The 16,868-nt window shown below is 64.2% G+C and carries 19 protein-coding genes; 11 read left to right on the top strand and 8 right to left on the bottom strand.

Annotated features, from left to right (window positions below):
- Positions 1-109 precede the first annotated feature (109 nt).
- Entirely contained in the window at positions 110-835 is a 726-nt protein-coding gene (locus tag KR49_RS06610; protein WP_043697021.1) for a glutathione S-transferase family protein, read from the top strand.
- Here KR49_RS06610 and KR49_RS06605 read toward each other — a convergent pair.
- Positions 801-1,472, bottom strand: a complete 672-nt coding sequence (locus KR49_RS06605; protein WP_043693113.1) for a DUF6816 family protein — start codon at positions 1,470-1,472, stop codon at positions 801-803. The genes KR49_RS06610 and KR49_RS06605 overlap by 35 nt on opposite strands.
- Here KR49_RS06605 and KR49_RS06600 point away from each other — a divergent pair, their 5' ends adjacent.
- Positions 1,473-1,736 carry a chlororespiratory reduction protein 7 gene (locus KR49_RS06600; RefSeq protein ID WP_043693109.1) on the top strand — a complete coding sequence of 88 codons (264 nt, stop codon included), beginning with the start codon at positions 1,473-1,475 and terminating at the stop codon, positions 1,734-1,736.
- A gap of 1 nt (position 1,737) precedes the next feature.
- Here the strand turns inward: KR49_RS06600 and KR49_RS06595 are convergent, their stop codons facing one another.
- Positions 1,738-2,313 (bottom strand): shikimate kinase, encoded by a 576-nt coding sequence (locus KR49_RS06595; RefSeq protein ID WP_043693106.1) that lies wholly within the window; start codon positions 2,311-2,313, stop codon positions 1,738-1,740.
- A gap of 52 nt (positions 2,314-2,365) precedes the next feature.
- Here KR49_RS06595 and KR49_RS06590 point away from each other — a divergent pair, with 52 nt between their 5' ends.
- From KR49_RS06590 to KR49_RS06570, 5 genes are read left to right on the top strand one after another with little or no spacing between them, the layout of a single operon-like run.
- Positions 2,366-3,286, top strand: a complete 921-nt coding sequence (locus KR49_RS06590) for a 6-carboxytetrahydropterin synthase (RefSeq protein WP_043693103.1) — start codon at positions 2,366-2,368, stop codon at positions 3,284-3,286.
- Positions 3,273-3,953: a RibD family protein gene (locus KR49_RS06585; RefSeq protein WP_253912842.1), complete on the top strand. Its 681-nt coding sequence runs from the start codon at positions 3,273-3,275 to the stop codon at positions 3,951-3,953. Before KR49_RS06590 ends, KR49_RS06585 begins: the two co-directional genes overlap by 14 nt.
- Before the next feature lie 47 nt (positions 3,954-4,000).
- Positions 4,001-4,372, top strand: a complete 372-nt coding sequence (locus KR49_RS06580) for a hypothetical protein (protein WP_043693100.1) — start codon at positions 4,001-4,003, stop codon at positions 4,370-4,372.
- Between the two features lie 49 nt (positions 4,373-4,421).
- Positions 4,422-5,597, top strand: a complete 1,176-nt coding sequence (locus KR49_RS06575) for a GNAT family N-acetyltransferase (RefSeq protein WP_052378198.1) — start codon at positions 4,422-4,424, stop codon at positions 5,595-5,597.
- A 9-nt stretch (positions 5,598-5,606) separates the two neighbouring features.
- The gene (locus KR49_RS06570; RefSeq protein ID WP_043693097.1) at positions 5,607-6,011 is read left to right on the top strand and encodes a DUF4346 domain-containing protein; all 405 of its coding nucleotides are present in this window, start codon (positions 5,607-5,609) and stop codon (positions 6,009-6,011) included.
- A gap of 32 nt (positions 6,012-6,043) precedes the next feature.
- Here KR49_RS06570 and KR49_RS06565 read toward each other — a convergent pair whose 3' ends face one another.
- Positions 6,044-7,618 (bottom strand): B12-binding domain-containing radical SAM protein, encoded by a 1,575-nt coding sequence (locus KR49_RS06565; RefSeq protein ID WP_043693095.1) that lies wholly within the window; start codon positions 7,616-7,618, stop codon positions 6,044-6,046.
- Between the two features lie 148 nt (positions 7,619-7,766).
- Here KR49_RS06565 and KR49_RS06560 point away from each other — a divergent pair, with 148 nt between their 5' ends.
- The gene (locus tag KR49_RS06560; RefSeq protein ID WP_043693092.1) at positions 7,767-7,859 is read left to right on the top strand and encodes a hypothetical protein; all 93 of its coding nucleotides are present in this window, start codon (positions 7,767-7,769) and stop codon (positions 7,857-7,859) included.
- Here the strand turns inward: KR49_RS06560 and KR49_RS06555 are convergent.
- Positions 7,846-9,075, bottom strand: a complete 1,230-nt coding sequence (locus tag KR49_RS06555) for an MFS transporter (protein ID WP_043693089.1) — start codon at positions 9,073-9,075, stop codon at positions 7,846-7,848. The two genes, KR49_RS06560 and KR49_RS06555, sit on opposite strands and share 14 nt — an antisense overlap.
- The gene (rimO, locus tag KR49_RS06550) at positions 9,072-10,448 is read right to left on the bottom strand and encodes a 30S ribosomal protein S12 methylthiotransferase RimO (RefSeq protein ID WP_043693085.1); all 1,377 of its coding nucleotides are present in this window, start codon (positions 10,446-10,448) and stop codon (positions 9,072-9,074) included. The genes KR49_RS06555 and rimO overlap by 4 nt, the downstream gene beginning before the upstream one ends.
- A gap of 85 nt (positions 10,449-10,533) precedes the next feature.
- On the opposite strand from rimO, the gene KR49_RS06545 reads away from it, so the two are divergent.
- Positions 10,534-11,466, top strand: coding sequence for a vitamin K epoxide reductase family protein (locus tag KR49_RS06545; RefSeq protein ID WP_043693082.1), 933 nt, complete (start codon positions 10,534-10,536; stop codon positions 11,464-11,466).
- A gap of 7 nt (positions 11,467-11,473) precedes the next feature.
- On the opposite strand, the gene nadB is transcribed toward KR49_RS06545, so the two are convergent.
- From nadB to KR49_RS06530, 3 genes are all read right to left on the bottom strand, one after another.
- Positions 11,474-13,135, bottom strand: coding sequence for an L-aspartate oxidase (gene nadB / locus KR49_RS06540; protein ID WP_043693079.1), 1,662 nt, complete (start codon positions 13,133-13,135; stop codon positions 11,474-11,476).
- A gap of 69 nt (positions 13,136-13,204) precedes the next feature.
- On the bottom strand, positions 13,205-13,612 hold the full coding sequence (gene psbU, locus KR49_RS06535; protein WP_043693076.1) for a photosystem II complex extrinsic protein PsbU: 408 nt from the start codon (positions 13,610-13,612) through the stop codon (positions 13,205-13,207).
- A gap of 112 nt (positions 13,613-13,724) precedes the next feature.
- Positions 13,725-14,444: a DUF3120 domain-containing protein gene (locus KR49_RS06530; RefSeq protein WP_043693072.1), complete on the bottom strand. Its 720-nt coding sequence runs from the start codon at positions 14,442-14,444 to the stop codon at positions 13,725-13,727.
- Between the two features lie 97 nt (positions 14,445-14,541).
- On the opposite strand from KR49_RS06530, the gene KR49_RS06525 reads away from it, so the two are divergent.
- Both KR49_RS06525 and KR49_RS06520 read left to right on the top strand, forming a co-directional pair.
- Entirely contained in the window at positions 14,542-15,405 is an 864-nt protein-coding gene (locus tag KR49_RS06525) for an undecaprenyl-diphosphate phosphatase (RefSeq protein ID WP_043693068.1), read from the top strand.
- Between the two features lie 19 nt (positions 15,406-15,424).
- Positions 15,425-16,822, top strand: coding sequence for a TIGR03279 family radical SAM protein (locus KR49_RS06520; RefSeq protein ID WP_043693066.1), 1,398 nt, complete (start codon positions 15,425-15,427; stop codon positions 16,820-16,822).
- Positions 16,823-16,868: the final 46 nt, after the last annotated feature.

Below are 16,868 nucleotides of genomic sequence, written 5' to 3'. Positions count from 1 at the left end.
TTTTTAAAGCTTGCGACCGTGGTCAGTCGTTTCGCTCAACGCATCCCGCGTGGTGCTGGCGAACATCGGAAGACACTGGCTACTGTGCCGACTCCTTCCGGTGGCCGCGATGCTGGAACTGCACCAATTCCGCCATTCCGCCTTTTGTCTGAAAGTGCGCATGGTGCTTCAGGCCAAGGGGCTCAGCTACCGCACCGTGGATGTCAGTCCCGGCATCGGTCAGCTGGCTGTGTTCCGCCTCTCCGGTCAGCGCCAGGTGCCGGTGCTTGTGGACGGCGACACGGTGCTGGCGGATTCCAGTGCCATCGCTCGGCACCTGGAGCAGCGCGATCCCGAACCGACTCTTCTCCCCTCCGATCCGCAGCTGGCAGCGCAGGTGCATCTGATCGAGGACTGGGCGGACACGACGCTGGCGGCTGCCGGCCGATCGGCGCTGGTTCAGGCCGCGGCTCTGGATCCGGAGCTGCGGGTGGCTCTGCTGCCAGACGATCTGCCCGATCCGGTGCGTTCCGCGATGGGGGTGATCCCAGGTGGCTGGGTGAGCACCGTTTCCGAACTGGTGAACCAGGGTGACCGGGCTGATCTGCTGTCCAGCCTTGAGCAGCTGTCCGCCGCCGTTCAGCACACTCCCTGGCTGGTGGGCACATCCATGACCCTGGCTGACCTGTCGGTGGCGGCTCAGTTGTCGTTGCTCTGTTTCCCGCCTTCCTCGGGCAGTCAGCTGGCCGGAAAGGGTGTTGCCGGGCTGCTGGACCATCCCAAGCTGCAGCCTCTGTTTCACTGGCGCGATCAGCTGGAGCTCAAGCTGATGGAGCGGACTCTGGAAGAGGTGTGAATCGGAGCTGGTAGTGGTGATGGGCAACAGCCTGATCGCGCAGGCTCTCTCCGGGAGAGGCGTATCGCCCTTGCCATTGTTCGGCGCAGATCTCATCTCCGCAGAGGTGATACCTGCTCAGGGTTTCAATCCGACTCAGTCGCGGAGGTCCCGGCGCATGAAGGATCTGCAGCACCAGCTCGTCCGCCAGAAATGACGTCTGATCAGGGGTTTCCTGGCGTCGGCCGGTCACCGTGGTTTCCAGCCTCAGGTCTCCCTTGAGCCAGGCGATCTGGCGGTTGGCCGACTCCGGGTCGTCCTCCACCCGCAGCAGCTGCTCGCCGAGCAGGGCCCGACCGATGGCCATGGCATTGAAGCTGCGATCCCCCACCAGCCGATCGCGGGCATCAGGTGCAAACAGGGCCTGGTGGATCAGCGGTTCGTCGGCAGGTGCATCCAGATCGCGGCTCTCCACCTGCCACAGCCCTGAAAACCAGTCCGGATAGATGAGGTCGTCGCGGTTCGAAGGACGCGACAAGGGAGCCGGCAGACTCCAGTCCGGCCAGCTGTGGAGCCGTTCGTCCAGCGGCGTGGCCCATGCGGGTGAGTCGCTGAGCAGGATGGTGATGGCGATGATCAGGGCCAGAAGTCTCCGCAAATGTCCGACCCCCTGATTCGTGCCTGTGATGACTATGTGGTGCTGGAACCGGGCCAGCCGGAACGATTGCTCAGCGCCGCCGACACCCTGACATGGCTCACGGGCTGGTTGCGGCAGCTGGAATCGCTGCCAGCCGATCTGGCAGACCGTCCCGATCCGGCGGCGGCGGCGCAACGCCTGCTGGATACGGCCTGTGATCTGGAGATCAGCCCGGGCATGACGCTGCAGTGGTTTGCGGTGCGGTTGGAGCCGCCGGAGCGTTGATTCAGTCGTTGGATCGCTGGGTTGGATCTCGCAGCAGGCTTGGCAGCAACTGAAGAATTCCGTCGGCCACCACATCGGGTGGCTCCTCATCGATCACCACGGTGAGGTCGGCTTCGGCGTACAGCGGGCGTCGTTCATTCAGCAGCGCATCCAGGGCAGCCTCCGGGTTGGGGCGCTGCAGCAGGGGCCTCACGGTTGTGTCAGCCCGAAGCCTTTTGAGCAGCTGTTCGCGGTCCACGTCCAGCCAGATCACGATGCCGCTGTGAAGCAGGCCCCAGTTCGGCGATTGCGTCACGACACCTCCACCTGTGGCCACCACGAGCGAGTGACGCTGACTGATGGCATTGAGCACCTGGGTCTCGATCGCGCGGAATCCCGATTCCCCGTCCTGTTCGAAGATTTCAGGAATGGTGCAGCCTGCGGCCTGTTCGATCACCGCGTCAGCATCCACGAATCCGTAGCCAAGGCGTTCGGCGAGCGGCCTGCCGGTGCTGGTCTTCCCGGATCCCATCATGCCCACGAGGTACAGGCTGCGGCCCCCAAGACGCTGCTTCAGAGAGGGGACGGATTCCGCCATGGCTCGATCAAGGGCATTAGCTCATTAGGATGCCCTGCGGCCGGAACGTCACATGACTGAAACGAAGTCACCTGCACGCCACGGCCAGGGTCGTGGTTGTGTGATCACGCGGAGGGCCTGCTTCAGTGCCAGCCACCGCTACTGGTTGCCCGAACTCTCGGCGGATGACAATGCGGCCCGGTTCGGACCCTGTGCCATCTCACCGGGCCATGGCCATAACTACGAGTTGATCGTTTCCATGGCCGGTGGCCTCGATGCCGACGGCATGGTGCTGAATCTCTCCGAGGTGAAGCACGCCATCCGCAGTGAGGTGACCGGTCAGCTGGACTTCCGCTTCCTCAACGAGGCCTGGCCGGAGTTCGATCTCTCAACCCCCTCCGGCTGTCTTCCCACCACCGAGGCGCTGGTGCGGGTGATCTGGCAGCGTCTCAGCTCCCACCTGCCGATCACGGCGCTGCGCCTCTACGAACAACCGGGCCTCTGGGCCGACTACCTCGGACATCCCATGGACGCCTTTCTGACCATTCGGACCCACTTCGCCGCTGCGCATCGTCTGGCCCGGCCGGAACTGAGCCAGGAGGAGAACGAGCGCATCTACGGCAAATGCGCCCGTCCCCATGGCCACGGCCACAACTATCTGGTGGATGTGACGGTGCGCGGTGCCATCGATCCCCGCACCGGCATGGTCTGCGATCTCTCAGCGTTGCAGCGGTTGGTGGACGATCTGGTGGTGGAGCCTTTCGATCACACGTTCCTCAACAAGGATGTGCCGTTCTTCGCCGACTGCGTTCCCACCGCTGAGAACATCGCTCTGCACATCGCCGATCGTCTCAGCACGCCGGTGAAGGCGATCGGAGCGCATCTGCACAAAATCCGGTTGCAGGAGAGTCCGAACAATGCCGCTGAGGTCTACGCCGAGTCGCCTCAGCTGGAGATGACCCCTGCAACGCTCGAGTCGGTTGCCACCGTCTGATGCGGCGACCGGCCCGCAACGGCCGCATGTTCGGTTGGTGCTGGCGGTCAGTCTCGATGGTCGGTTAGCTCCCCCCCAGGGAGGAGCTGCCCAGCTGGGCGGTCCTGGTGACCGGCGAGTGCTGGAGGAGGCTCTGGTCTGGGCGGATGCCTGCCTGATCGGAGCCGGCACGCTCAGGGCCCATCGCTGCACGGCACTCATCCGTGATCAGGATCTGTTGGAGCAGCGCCTCAGCGCAGGCCGCCCTGCCCAGCCTGCGGCGGTGGTGGTGAGTCGTGGTCATGCCTTCCCAATCGAGTGGCGCTTCTTTCAGCAACCGCTGGAGCGCTGGTTGCTCGCCCCGTCTGCCGTGGAGAGGGGTTTTGATCGCTGGATTCCGTTGGGGCAATCATGGGACAAGCGACTGTTGACCCTGTCATCGCTTGGAGTGCAGCACCTTGTGCTGCTCGGAGGGAGCCGTCTGGCAGCTGATCTGCTTCAGGAGGACGCCGTCGAGGAACTTCAGCTGACCCTGGTGCCATCTCTTCTCGGCGGTGTTCACAGTTGGCTGCCGCAGGATGCACACGCTCTGCCAGGTTCACTCGGTTCGCCTCGCTCCTGGCGGTTGGACGAGGTCCGCCCGCTTCCAGGAGATGAGTTGCTGACGCGCTACAGGCGGATCCGTTGAAATCCGTGGCAGAGCTCCTAGCTTCCTTGAGTTGAAGTCCTGGTCTCATGGCCCGTAAGAATCGCCGCAAGATCCGCGGAACCGATGGTGATGACGAGCTGATCGGGACCAAGAAAAAGAACAAGCTGTACGGCTACGACGGTGACGATGTGATCGATGGCGGCGCCGGCGGCAAGAACAAGGCCTGGGGGGGGAATGGTGCTGACACCTTCGTGACCCGTGACTCCAAGGGCTACCTGAAGATCATGGATTTCGAAGTCGGCAGGGATCTGATCGAATTCTGCGGCTGTGCCTCCACCAGGATTGAGATGCGCGGTGACAACGCCTGGATCCTCAAGGGCAGCACTGTGAAGGCCGTGGTGGTGGGTGTTGATGAAAGCGACCTGACCATGGATTTCGCCAACGGCATCATTTTCTGAGCACCTTCCCGCGATCAGCGTTCCGGTCGGTCTCGTTAGCCTCACCACCATGGTTGCGCTCACCGCTCGCTGGCACCGGTCGATCCAGGAGATTCCGGAGCAGCACTGGCAGGCTCTGGTGGGGGCTGACGCCATCCCCTTCTACCGCTGGGGCTGGCTGGATGCTCTGGAAACCTCCGGCAGCATCGTGCCCGATCAGGGCTGGCAGCCGCTGCATCTCGCCCTTTGGCGCGGCGACACGCCCATTGCCGTCGCCCCTCTCTATCTGAAAGGCCACAGTTACGGCGAGTTCGTCTTTGATCAGACCTTCGCGCGCCTCGCCGCTGACCTGGGTCTGCGGTATTACCCCAAGCTGCTGGGGATGAGCCCCGTCAGTCCGGTGCTCGGTTACCGCTTCCATGTGCTGGATGGAGAGGACGCCGCGGAGCTCACCGCCGTGCTGATGCAGGCGATCGATGCCTTCTGCGAGCACAACGGAATCCTCAGCTGCAACTTCCTCTACGTCGATCCCGAGTGGAGGCCGCTCGCCGAAGCCGCCGGCTGTGCCACCTGGCTGAATCAGCAGAGCCTCTGGAGCCGTGGTGACGATCGCAGCTTCGATGACTATCTGCGGGGGTTCAATGCCAACCAGAGGCGCAACATCAAGCGCGAACGCAAGGCTGTCTCGCAGGCGGGTCTCACGGTGACCCCCCTGACGGGGGAGCAGCTGGACCTGCAGCTCATGAAGAGCATGCATGGTTTCTACGAGCAGCACTGCGCCCGATGGGGGCCCTGGGGAAGCAAGTACCTCGAAGAGCGCTTCTTCGAGACCCTGGCTGCCGACCAGCGCGATCAGGTGGTGCTGTTCTCCGCCCATCGCGGCGACCCGCATCAGCCGGTGGCGATGTCGATGTGCGTGCGGGATCAGCGCTCACTCTGGGGTCGTTACTGGGGCAGCGAAGAAGACGTCGACTGCCTGCATTTCGAGGTCTGTTACTACGCTCCGATCGCCTGGGCGATTGAACAGGGTCTGGAGAGCTTCGATCCCGGCGCCGGCGGAAGCCACAAGCGCCGTCGCGGCTTTGTGGCCCGCCCCCACGCCAGCCTGCACCGCTGGTATCACCCCCGCATGGACGCTCTGATCCGTGCCTGGCTGCCCAAGGTGAACGGCCTGATGCTGGAGGAGATCGAGGCCATCAATGCCGAACTGCCCTTCAAGACGGAAGCGCCGGGCCTGACTTTGTAAGTTGAAGGAATGGTCATGACATCTGAACTCCCTGCGGTGGCCGAGGCGATCGATGGTCTCGATGAGAGCCTCTCCCAGCGCTTCATCGCGCTCGATCCCAAGGGCTATTTCCTGATCAAGGTTGATCGGGGAGCCGCTGAGCTGATCCTCGAGCATTACGGCAACACGATCGATGCCAAGGGACTGGCCCATGATCCTGAGACGGGAGAGGTGCTGAGCTGCCGCGGTGGCAGCCGTTCCCGTTCCCCATCAGCGGTGTTCCGCGGTCGCAGTGCCAAGGAGATCGGCATCCAGCTCACCGAAGGCGAGGGGCCTCATCCCCTCAGCCGTCTTGATCACGCTCTTTATCTCGGCCGTGAACTGCAGAAGGCTGAGCACTGCCTTCGCAGCGGAGTCGACTACGTCCAGGACTGATGTCCTGTTGGATCAGTGGTTCGGATGCCGGCTCAGACCGTTTGGAGTGACCTGGTCGTGCTGGGCTCTTCGGGAGGCAGCGACTCCAGCTGCTCGCGGATCTCACGCTGCACGATCGAGCGGTACTCGAGGAAGTGCTCGTTGTGGGCAAGCACCACCAGGAACTGTTCCAGCAGGGCAGGATTCTGGCGGGCCATGCCCAGCATGTATTTCCAGAAGCGTCCGCGGGTGTCCCGCTTGATGCCCTGGCGCCAGATCACGATGCTGAGCGCACGAAGGTCTGTCCAGGTGGGGAGTTTGGGGGCGGCCTTCCAGCGGGGAGCTCCCATCTTCAGGTAGTAGCTGTAAACCCGGTCCATGTAGGCATTGGGCTCATACAGGGCGCAGAACGCTTCGACGTACTCGTTGGCGATGTCCCGGATCGGTCGGGTGGGCTTGAAGTTGAGCAGGTTGGTCTGGTTCACGCCCTTGGCGGCTTCTTCGCCCTGGATCAGACGACCTTCCTTTTCCAGACGGGCCCACAGGGCTGTTTTCGGCAGGGCCTGCAGCATTCCCATCATCGCGGCGGGAATGCCGGTGCGGGTCACGAAATCAACGATGCGGTGGCCGGCACCATCCTTCTCACCGTCGAAACCGATGATGAACCCGGCCATCACACGGATCCCGTTAGCGGTGATCCGATCCACAGCCGCATCGAGTGGATTCCTGGTGTTCTGCACCTTGCGGGCGGTTTCGAGGCTCGACTCATCCGGCGTTTCGATGCCGAGGAACACGCTTTCGAAGCGTGCGTCGTGCATCATGCGCATCATTTCATCGTCATCGGCGAGGTCCACGGAAGCTTCTGTCGCGAAGCTGAAGGGATAACCACGCTCCTCCTGCCAGGTGCGGATCTCGGGCAACAGCAACTTGGCGTTGCGCTTGTTGCCGATGAAGTTGTCGTCCACCAGGAAGATGGAACGACGCCAGCCCAGGTCGTAGAGCGACTGAAGCTCTGCCACCAGCTGCTCAGGCGTCTTGGTGCGCGGTTTGCGGCCGTAGAGAACGATGATGTCGCAGAACTCGCAGTTGAACGGACAGCCCCGGGAGAACTGCACGCTCATGGAGTCGTAGGCGTCGAGCTGCAGCAGATCAAAGCGGGGAATCGGCGTTGCCGTCACATCCGGCTTGTCACCGTCCGACGTGAAGCGGCCGCTGGTTTCACCGCGCTCGAGTGCCTCCAGGAACAGAGGAAGGGTGATTTCGCCCTCATCGAGGATCTTGAAATCCGCTTCGTCGAGTTCGGGTGCGTCCGGGGTGGAGCTGGCGAATGGCCCGCCGACGGCCACGGGCAGGCCGCGCTGCTTGGCGCGGCCGATCTGCACGGCCATGTCGTCCTTCTGAACGATCATCCCGGAGATGATCACCAGTTCCGCCCAGTCCCATTCCGCATCCGTGACCTCGCGGACGTTGCGGTCGACCAATTTCATCTCCCACTCCTGGGGAAGCAGGGCCGCCACCGTCACCATCCCCAGCGGAGGGAGCAGGACCTTGCGGTTCACCAGCTCCAGAATCTTTTCGTAGCTCCAGAAGGTTTTCGGGAACTCGGGATAGATGAAGAGGGTGCGCATGGCGTCGGACGGATAGGGGAAAGATCCGGTCGGCCCGGTCGAGGGTCAACGGTGATCCGATGACACGCGTTCGTTAACGAACCCTAAGCGCAATGCCGAGGACCCCGTCCAATCTCTGATCTAATGGTGGTCAGCTCCTTACTTGCACATGGGCATCGCCATCTATCTCGGTCTGGTCGGAACCGGTCTGGCCGTTGCTTTTGTGCTTACCAAGCTTCTGAAGGGGATCAAGCTGATCTGAGCGGTTCCAGCCGCTGGTCGGAGCGTCGCTGAATCCAGAGCAGTGCAAGAGCGGCACCGATCCCGCCGCTGATCGCGAAGGTGGTCGGCAGATCCGTGACCATCACGAGGGCGGCCGCCAGCAGTCCGCTCAACCCACCCCCGCCGAGAAAGGCGATCTGACTCAGTCCGGCCATGCGGCCGCGCATCACCTGGGGCGAACCGATCTGGCTGATCAGGTTGCAGCTGCTCAGCAACCCTGCCGTGCCGGCTCCGATCAGGAAGGCCATCGCCAGGCTGAACGCGACTCCCGGAGACCGGGCCATGCCCAGCTGGGCGATCGAGGTGACCAGTCCGAAGCCTCCCAGAGTCAGAAAAGGACGGCGGCAGAAACGGTCACTGTTGCGCTGCAGCACCACACCGCCGGCGATGCTGCCGGCAGCCAGCACGCTGGTGAACAAGCCGAGGTCCTGGGGCGAAGGACCGAGCACGCGCTCCGCAATCAGGGGAGCGAGTCCGGGATGGAAGAAATTCACCAGACAGAGCAGGGCGGTCAGGCTCAGGACTCCGCGAAGTGTGGATCCGCAGTCCTGCCAGGCATTGCTGAGGCTGGCCCGTTCACCCGGGGCGCTGCGCTGTTCCTGGTCACGCCTGGGCCGGAGCAGAAACATCACGCTGGCAATCGGCAGCAGATAGCTGGTGGCGTCGATGCCCAGGGCCCAGGCCGGCCCGGTCGCGGCCACCAGCAGGCCGCCGATCGGCGGACCCACCAGTTTTCCCACGTTGAACACCACCGAGAAGCTGGCCAGATAGCTCCCCAGCTCCCCGGGATGATTCACCAGCAGCGAGCAGTACTTGTTGCGGGCTGTCTGTTCGTAGGCACCGGCGATTCCCACCAGCAGGGTGCTGCCGAGGAGCAGCAGCACCTGGGCTGTGCCATCCAGCAGCGGGATCGCAAGGGCCCCCAGGGCTGCCGCTGCCAGCAGCGCCCACTGCGAGCGCACCAGCACCCGTTCGCAACCGATGCGGTCGGTGAGTACGCCGGCGGGTCCGCTGATCGCAAGGGTTGGCAGCGAAAGAGCCGCGAAATTCAGAGCCAGCACCAGCGGTTCAGCACTGCCGTGCATGAGGATCCAGCCCTTCGCGGTGATGCCGGCGAAGGACCCGGCAGTGCTCACGCCGGAGGCGACCAGGAACAGGCTTCGCTGCTGTTCCAGCCGCAGGGGAGGAGCGGTCAAGCGTCGGCTCTTGCTGCCGCCACCATCGCCCGGGCTCCCACGATCTGTCCGTTCAGGTCGTAGATGTCGGCCCCTGTGATCAGCACCGGCACCATCGATCCCGGCCGGGCCTGGCGTCCGTCGTCACCGGGAAGCACCTGCACCTCGCCGTCCACCTCGGGTGCGAAGCGGGAGCAGCGTCCGACCATGGCGCCGGTCTCCGGGTTGTGCTGTTCGATCAGGACATCCACCGTGCGACCGACCCAGCGTTGGTTGCGTTCCTCGGAAATCGGCTGCTGCAGGGCCATGAGGGCATCCTTGCGGGCCTGGGCCACGTCGGGATCCACGCGGTCTGCCAGATCCGCTGCTGCGGTTCCGTCCTCCGGCGAGAAGGTGAACACCCCCACGTGGTCGAAGCGCTGACGCTCCAGAAAGGCCATCAGATGCTGGAAGTGCTCTTCGGTCTCGCCTGGGAAGCCAACGATCAAGGTGGTGCGCAGCACCGCATCCGGCAGCTGTTCGCGGATCTGATCCAGCAGCCGGTCGTTCACATCCGCCTGCCAGGGGCGGTTCATCGCCCGCAGCACCTCCGGGTGGCTGTGCTGCAGCGGCAGGTCCAGATAGGGCAGCACGTTGGCCACCTCGCGATAGGCCGCCAGCACCTCCGGCGTCAGCCCGGTGGGATAGGCGTAATGCACCCGGATCCAGGGAATCTCCACCTCTCCCAGGGCCCGCAGTAACTCCGCCAGCTTCGGCTTGCCGTAGAGATCCAGGCCGTAGTTGGTGGTGATCTGACTGATCAGGATCAGTTCCTGCACGCCCTGCTCCGCCAGTTGGTGCGCTTCGGCGACGATCGATTCGATCGGCCGGCTGCGTTGGTCTCCTCGCAGCTTGGGGATGATGCAGAAGGCGCAGCGGTAATCGCAGCCCTCGGCCACTTTCAAATAAGCCACGGACTGGTCGGTGGTGCGCAGCCGCGGCAGGTGCTCATCCCCGACGAAGCTCGGGACTGCGCTCACACGGTTCACCCGCTCGCCCGCCTCCACCCGCTGCAGCACCTCAACGATGTGCTGGTAGTCGCCAGTGCCGACGATCGCCTTCGCTTCCGGGATCGATTCCAGAAGTTCGTCCTGAAAATGCTGGGCGAGGCAGCCGGCGATGATCAGTTCCTTCCCTTGTTCCGCGAGGTTCACCAGGGTGCGCACCGACTCCTCCCGGGCGTCCTGGATGAAGCTGCAGGTGTTCACCACCACGACGGCCGCATCGTCTTCATCGGCGCTCACGCCATAACCGGCGTTGGTCAGCAGCCCCAGCATGTGTTCGGTGTCGACCCTGTTCTTCTCGCAACCCAGATGCGCGAAGGCGACGGTCGGTTTCCGGGAGGTGCTCGTCATCACTGCGCCGCAGGGCCACTCTTCAGCCTACGGAGAGGCCTCTTCCCGGCGGAACTGTCAAACTTCCATCACCTGAAGTTCATGGATGGGAACCACCCGTCTCGTCAGCCGCCGCCGCCAGGACCCCGGCGCCAAGTGGGCCCGGATTGCCATGGCGGTGCTGGCCACCGTCGGTCTGATCGACACCGGTTCCATCACCCTCAAGCGCTGGGGGGTGATCGGTGATCTCACCTGCCCGATGGGGGCAGACGGCTGCGACAAGGTGCTCAACAGCCCCTGGGGCACGGTGGCAGATGGCATCCCGCTGTCGTTGATCGGTGTTCTGGCCTACGGCGCCGTGCTGCTGATGGCCTTGCTGCCGCTGTTGCCAGGTCTGCAGGAGAACAAAGCGGATCTGTCCCGCCGCACCTGGTGGGGGTTGTTCGCCGTGTCCGTTGGAATGGCGGTGTTCAGCCTGGTGCTGCTGGGCCTGATGGTGCTGAAGATCCAGGCCTTCTGTTTCTTCTGCGTTCTTTCGGCCGTGCTCTCGCTGCTGCTGATGGTGCTCAGCATTGTGGGTGGTGGCTGGGAGGAACCTGGTCAGCTGCTGTTCCGCGGCATCCTTCTGGCCCTTGCTGTTCTGCTCGGTGGCCTGATCTGGGCCTCGGTGCTCGATCCCGAGCGTCCGGAGGCGGTCGCCAGCGGTGGCCCTGGAACACCACCGCTCGTCACCACGGTCAGCAACCCGTCCAAGCAGGCTCTGGCGGAGCACCTCACCGCCGGTGGAGCGGTGATGTATTCCGCTTACTGGTGTCCCCACTGTCATGAACAGAAGGAGCTGTTCGGCAAGGAAGCCGCCAAGGCGCTCAAGGTGGTGGAGTGTGCTCCCGATGGCCAGAACAACCAGGTTGATCTCTGCAAGAGCAAAGGTCTGCAGGGATTCCCCAGCTGGGAGATCAACGGCAGCATCGATTCCGGCGTGAAGCCTCTGGACAAACTCGCCGATCTCAGCGGCTACGAGGGGCCCAGGGAGTTCTGATCCCGCCTCAGGGCCGCACGTCCCGGGTGCGGATCCCCTGCGCCCGGGACTGACGGGAATGCCGCTGCCACTGGGGCAGTGGCCTGGGCGCGTCGGTGCGGAAATGGCCACCGCGGCTTTCGCGTCGGAACAGGCAGGCCTCCAGTAAAAGACGGCTGGCCAGCAGACGGTGGCTGACATCCAGAAGCAGATTCAGATCGCGGCGGCTGCTGTCTTCCAGTGCAAGGGCCTGATCGCCTGAGAGCGTGCGCAGTCGCTCAAGCAGAGGTTGATGATCCAGCCAGCGACGCTGCCGCTGCAGCTCCGCCAGGGCGTTCGTCATGCCTCGGACGCTGCGGTCCACCCCCGCCCGTCGCCAGCACAGCTGACGCAGCTGTTCGATCTGATCCATCAGTCCAGCGCTGGTTTCAGCGTGGCCCAGGGCGGTGGCGCAGCGATCCACATGGGGGGCGGCCTGAGGCCCCGCGACGGGACCGAGCTCGATCGATGCCATGCGTCCGGCGAACACCAGACATTCCATCAGCGAGTTGCTGGCCAGCCTGTTGGCGCCATGCACTCCGGTGCAGGCCACTTCGCCCACGGCGTAGAGGCCGGGGAGGTCGGTGGCGGCCTGCAGATCCGTGGCCACGCCCCCCATCCAGTAGTGGGCAGCGGGTGCCACGGGGATCGGTCGTTCCAAGGGATTCAGACCGTATTCACCGCAGCGATCCAGGATCGTCGGAAACCGTGCCTCGGCCTGCTGTTGGGGGATCGCCGAGAAGTCGAGCCACATCTGCTCGACGTTCTGGCGCTGCATGGCATGCACGAGGGCCCGGCTCACCTGATCCCGCGGGGCCAGGTCCCGTTGCGCCAGGTCGGCGACCGGGCTGCCCCCCTCGGCGTCCACAAGGACGCCTCCTTCACCCCGCACCGCTTCCGAGATCAGGAAGCAGGGGGCATCGTCCAGGCGCAGAGCGGTGGGGTGGAACTGCACGAACTCGAGATCCTCCACAGCCGCCCCTGCCTGCCAGGCCAGGGCGATGCCTTCGCCGCAGGCCTGGGCCGGGTTGGTGGTGTTGGCGAACAGGTGACCACCGCCCCCGCTCGCAAGCACCACGGCGCGGCAGCGGATCCAGTGCAGCTGATGACCGTCCAGCACCTGGATGCCGCAGCAGCGACCGTTCTCCACCAGCAGCTGGGTGACCCGAACGCCGCGGCGATGCTCCAACCCCTGGCGCTGCTCCACCTGCTCGCGCAGCACATCCACCAGGGCACGCCCTGTGCGGTCCTGCACATGCAGCACCCGGCGATGGCTGTGGGCCGCCTCCAGCGTGGTGGCCAGTGCACCACCAGCTCGGTCGAAGGCCATGCCGAGCTGCTGCAGCCGCTCGACGCACCCTGGTGCCTGATCCACCAGCAGCCGCACGGCATCACCGTCGCAGAGCCCAGCTCCCGCCCGCAGCGTGTCTTCGCCATGACAGAGAGCACTGTCCTCCGGCCGGGTCACCGCCGCGATGCCCCCCTGAGCCCATCGGCTTGAGGAGCGTCGTCCGGTGTTGCGGTTGAGCAGCAGCACCGACAGGCCCTGCGGCAGTTCCAGGCAGCTCATCAGACCGGCCGCGCCGGCCCCGATCACCACCACATCCCAGGGACCGGGTGAGATGGGATCGACGCGTCGGGGATGCACCATCGGACAGGCAAAAAAAACCGCCGGGTCAGCCGACGGTGTCCTGGGGGAAAGTCTCGCCCGTCAGCGGGATCAGCGGTACTGACCGTCGTTGATCCGGTCGTCACCCTCGTTCAGGGCGATGGACGGAGGAGTGACCGTGAAGTTGTCGCGGTACTTGGCGAACAGTTCCCGCTGTCGCTCGCTCAGATCCAGATTGAGCACTTCATCGACGTCGCTGTAAGGGCCACCCAGCACGATCTTGCCGGCCATGGTCGGGTACATGCCGGGGAACTGCTGGAAGCGACGCACGGAAGAGTTGTTGAGGTCCACCTTCCCCTCTCGCTCAGCGATCTTGTCGTCCGCCACGTTGCGGATCACGCTGCCCGAATACTTCTCGAGCAGGTCGTCTTCGGCATGGACGCTCGCCGGAAGGGTCAACCCGGCGATCAGGCCTGCCATCACCACAAGGCCGGTCAGCCAGCTCAGCAGCCGCTTCATCACAACACTCCGGAGAAATTCGGAACGGTTCATCCGGCAGAGCCGGTCCGGGAAGACTACAAGTCGGATTCCTTGCCGATCCGTTTGCTCCCGGCAGCTTTTGCAGTTCGTTTCACTCGATCAGTCCGCTCATGCCCGGTTGAAGCACAGCGGCGAGCAGGAACAGTCCGTCCACCCAGAGGGTTGTGGTGAGCACAGCGGCAGCCATGGACCAGGTTTCCGAGGCCGGCACGGTGCTCTGGGATTTCCGATGCATCCAGCGGCCGAGCAGGAGCACCGTGATCGCCGCCAGAGAGAGAACGGTCAAGGGCAGCGGATGCATCAGCTGCATGCCGGCTTCATGAAGAAGGGCTGGTGCCAGATCAAGGGGAGCTGAGACAACAGCTGGCCAGAAGGGCATGACGCCGGTGATCGCCATGGTCAGGTCCGTGCAGGCGGTGCCGAGCAGGGAGGCGAGGTAGAAGCCGGATGCGAGATGCCAGCGGCTGTTCAGCCCGGTGATGGCCAGGGGCAGGGCGAAGGCCTCGATGGGCAGATGAAGAACGGGATGGGAGCGGAGCCAGCCCCAGAAGAGGCAGCCCGCCAGCCAGCTGCCGCTGAAGCCCACCAGCAGGGCACCGATGTCGGCACTTCGGCCCTGCCGACCGTGCTGCAGCGGGATGCCGATGGCCAGCAGCACGACGGTGAACAGCACGGCTGAGAAGGGATGCAGACGCACCCAGGGGGCCTGCAGAAACACAGGCAGCACCACCATCAAGGCCGCGATCCGCTGCGTCGCAGGAACGACGGCGGTTCTGTCGGAGGCTGTGTTCTGCCAGGTGCCTCCGATCAAGATCCGTCCCCGTTGTCTGTGAAGAAAGTCACGAAACCTTAGAAGACATCTTCAGAGCCTGCGTCGGACATAACGTCACCTCGTCTGCGATGCCGTCATGACCGATCCGGCTGCCCCTTTGGGGTTGCTCGAGGCCTGCTGGCGCGATCTGGTGCTTGGAATCGTTCAAGGCCTCACGGAATTTCTGCCCATCAGCAGCACGGCTCACCTCAAGGTGGTGCCGGTGATGCTGGGCTGGGGCGATCCGGGCGTGTCGGTCACCGCCGCGATCCAGCTGGGCAGCATCGTGGCGGTGATCGCCTATTTCCGGGAGGATCTCGCCGGCGTCCTGAAGGGGATCGCCAGGGCCGTCCGGCATGGTCAGTGGCGGGAGCCGGAAGCCCGGCTGGGGATCGCGATGGCACTGGGCACGATCCCGATCCTTGCGGTGGGTCTGGCGATCAAGCTGTTCTGGGATGAGGGCTACGAGAACTCACCGCTGCGCAGTGTTCCTTCGATCGCAGTCGTCTCCATTGTCATGGCACTGCTCCTGGCCCTGGCTGAACGGATCGGTCCACGCCGCAAACAGCTGGGTGAGGTCTCCGGTCGCGATGGGCTGGTGGTGGGTCTGGCACAGGTGCTGGCCCTGATTCCCGGGGTGTCCCGCTCTGGCAGCACCCTCACCGCCTCGCTCTTCGATGGCTGGCAACGTTCCGATGCCGCCCGCTTCTCGTTTCTGCTGGGAGTTCCGGCGATCACGATCGCCGGTCTTGTGGAGCTCAAGGATGCCTTCGCCGCGACGGGAGAGGCCGGCCCTCTGCCGCTGCTGCTCGGCATCGTCTCCGCCACGATCGTGTCCTGGCTGGCGATTGACTGGCTGCTGAAGTTTCTCCAGCGACACAGCACCTGGATCTTCGTGGCTTACCGGCTTGTGTTCGGTGTTGTGCTGCTGGTCTGGTGGTCCATTTACGGCGCACACTGAAGGAAACGCTCCCAGCTCCTTGTGGAATGAGCCCTCCGCCGGGATCGCGGTCTCGGCCCTTGATCCGGATTCCGTCTCCCGCCAGCCCCAGCCGGCGGTGGTGGATTCCGTCGAGCCCGGCTCGATTGGGGAGGAGCTCGGCTTCGAACCCGGTGATCAGCTGCTCAGCATCAACGGTGTGCGGCCGAGAGATCTGATTGATTACCGCTACCTCTGCGTCGAGGAGGAGCTTCATCTCGAGGTGCGTGACGCCGCGGGTGCGCTGCACCGGGTGGAGTTGGAGAAGGATGCCGACGACGGCCTCGGGCTTGGATTCACCGAAGCCCTCTTCGATGGGTTGCGTCAGTGCAACAACGGCTGTCCGTTCTGCTTCATCGATCAGCAACCACCGGGGCGGCGCGGCTCTCTCTATTTAAAGGACGACGATTTCAGGCTCAGTTTTCTCTATGGCTCTTACCTCACCCTGACCAATCTCACCGAGGCGGACTGGCAGCGGATCGAAGCGCAGCGTCTCTCGCCGCTCTATGTGTCCGTGCACGCCACGGAACCGCAATTGCGGGCCCGTCTTCTGGACAATCCTCGGGCGGGTCTGCTGCTGGATCAGCTGGCCTGGTTCGCCGAGCGGGATCTTCAGATTCACGCCCAGGTTGTGGTCTGTCCTGGCCTGAATGATGGAGCGGCTCTGGACCGCACCCTGAGCGATCTCTCCCGTTTTGCTGGCGGTGAGTGGCCTGCCGTGCTCTCCGCAGCGGTCGTGCCAGTCGGTCTCACCCGTTTCCGTCCTGCCGATGACGGCCTGGTGCCGGTGGACCCCGCCTGTGCGAGGGATGTGATCGCTCGGGTGGAAGCTCGGCAGGATCAGTACAGGACAGAGCTGGGGACGCGTTTCACCTGGTTGTCGGATGAGTGGTATCTGATCGCCGGGCTGCCGCTTCCGCCCCGGGATGACTACGAGGACCTTCCCCAGCAGGAGAATGGAGTCGGCAGCATCCGCGCCTTTCTGGAGGCCCTGGATCAGGCCACGACCGATCTGCCCGAGAGGGTGCCGCATCCCCGTCGCTGCAGCTGGGTGGTGGGCCGCATCGTCGAGCAGGCGCTCAAGCCTGTGACCGATCGACTGAACGGAGTCGACGGTGTCAGCCTGCTGCTGCACGGATTACCCAGTCCGTACTGGGGTCAGGATCAGGTGGTGACGGGATTGCTGACCGGCCGGGATCTGCTCGACGGTCTGCAGGGGCGTGACCTGGGTGAGGAGTTGCTGTTGCCGTCCGTGATGCTGCGTCAGGGGCAGCCGGTCTTCCTCGACGACATGGATCTGGACACCCTGCGTGCAGCCCTGCCTGTTCCGGTGCGCGTTGTGGAGGGGGCGGCTGACATCGTGGCCTCCGTTCTCGGCCCCTCAGGCGAATCTTCCTAAGCTCCGGCGAGAGTATTGACCGCTGTGCATCGGATTTCCGCAGGTC

The sequence above is a fragment of the Synechococcus sp. KORDI-49 genome (genome assembly GCF_000737575.1).
In the GTDB taxonomy this organism is placed as follows: Bacteria; Cyanobacteriota; Cyanobacteriia; order PCC-6307; family Cyanobiaceae; genus Parasynechococcus.
Note: the sequence above shows the minus strand (reverse complement) of the source record. Positions and strands in the feature narration are given on the sequence as shown.

Excerpts from the sequence above, each read along its gene's own strand:
- psbU (WP_043693076.1), bottom strand. The coding sequence starts at position 13,612 with ATGAAGCGGCTGCTGAGCTGGCTGACCGGCCTTGTGGTGATGGCAGGC.
- KR49_RS06580 (WP_043693100.1), top strand. The coding sequence starts at position 4,001 with ATGGCCCGTAAGAATCGCCGCAAGATCCGCGGAACCGATGGTGATGAC.
- KR49_RS06545 (WP_043693082.1), top strand. The coding sequence starts at position 10,534 with ATGGGAACCACCCGTCTCGTCAGCCGCCGCCGCCAGGACCCCGGCGCC.
- KR49_RS06570 (WP_043693097.1), top strand. The coding sequence starts at position 5,607 with ATGGTCATGACATCTGAACTCCCTGCGGTGGCCGAGGCGATCGATGGT.
- KR49_RS06595 (WP_043693106.1), bottom strand. The coding sequence starts at position 2,313 with ATGGCGGAATCCGTCCCCTCTCTGAAGCAGCGTCTTGGGGGCCGCAGC.
- KR49_RS06600 (WP_043693109.1), top strand. The coding sequence starts at position 1,473 with ATGTCCGACCCCCTGATTCGTGCCTGTGATGACTATGTGGTGCTGGAA.
- KR49_RS06560 (WP_043693092.1), top strand. The coding sequence starts at position 7,767 with ATGGGCATCGCCATCTATCTCGGTCTGGTCGGAACCGGTCTGGCCGTT.
- KR49_RS06525 (WP_043693068.1), top strand. The coding sequence starts at position 14,542 with ATGACCGATCCGGCTGCCCCTTTGGGGTTGCTCGAGGCCTGCTGGCGC.
- nadB (WP_043693079.1), bottom strand. The coding sequence starts at position 13,135 with ATGGTGCATCCCCGACGCGTCGATCCCATCTCACCCGGTCCCTGGGAT.
- KR49_RS06575 (WP_052378198.1), top strand. The coding sequence starts at position 4,422 with ATGGTTGCGCTCACCGCTCGCTGGCACCGGTCGATCCAGGAGATTCCG.
- KR49_RS06590 (WP_043693103.1), top strand. The coding sequence starts at position 2,366 with ATGACTGAAACGAAGTCACCTGCACGCCACGGCCAGGGTCGTGGTTGT.
- rimO (WP_043693085.1), bottom strand. The coding sequence starts at position 10,448 with ATGACGAGCACCTCCCGGAAACCGACCGTCGCCTTCGCGCATCTGGGT.
- KR49_RS06610 (WP_043697021.1), top strand. The coding sequence starts at position 110 with ATGCTGGAACTGCACCAATTCCGCCATTCCGCCTTTTGTCTGAAAGTG.
- KR49_RS06565 (WP_043693095.1), bottom strand. The coding sequence starts at position 7,618 with ATGCGCACCCTCTTCATCTATCCCGAGTTCCCGAAAACCTTCTGGAGC.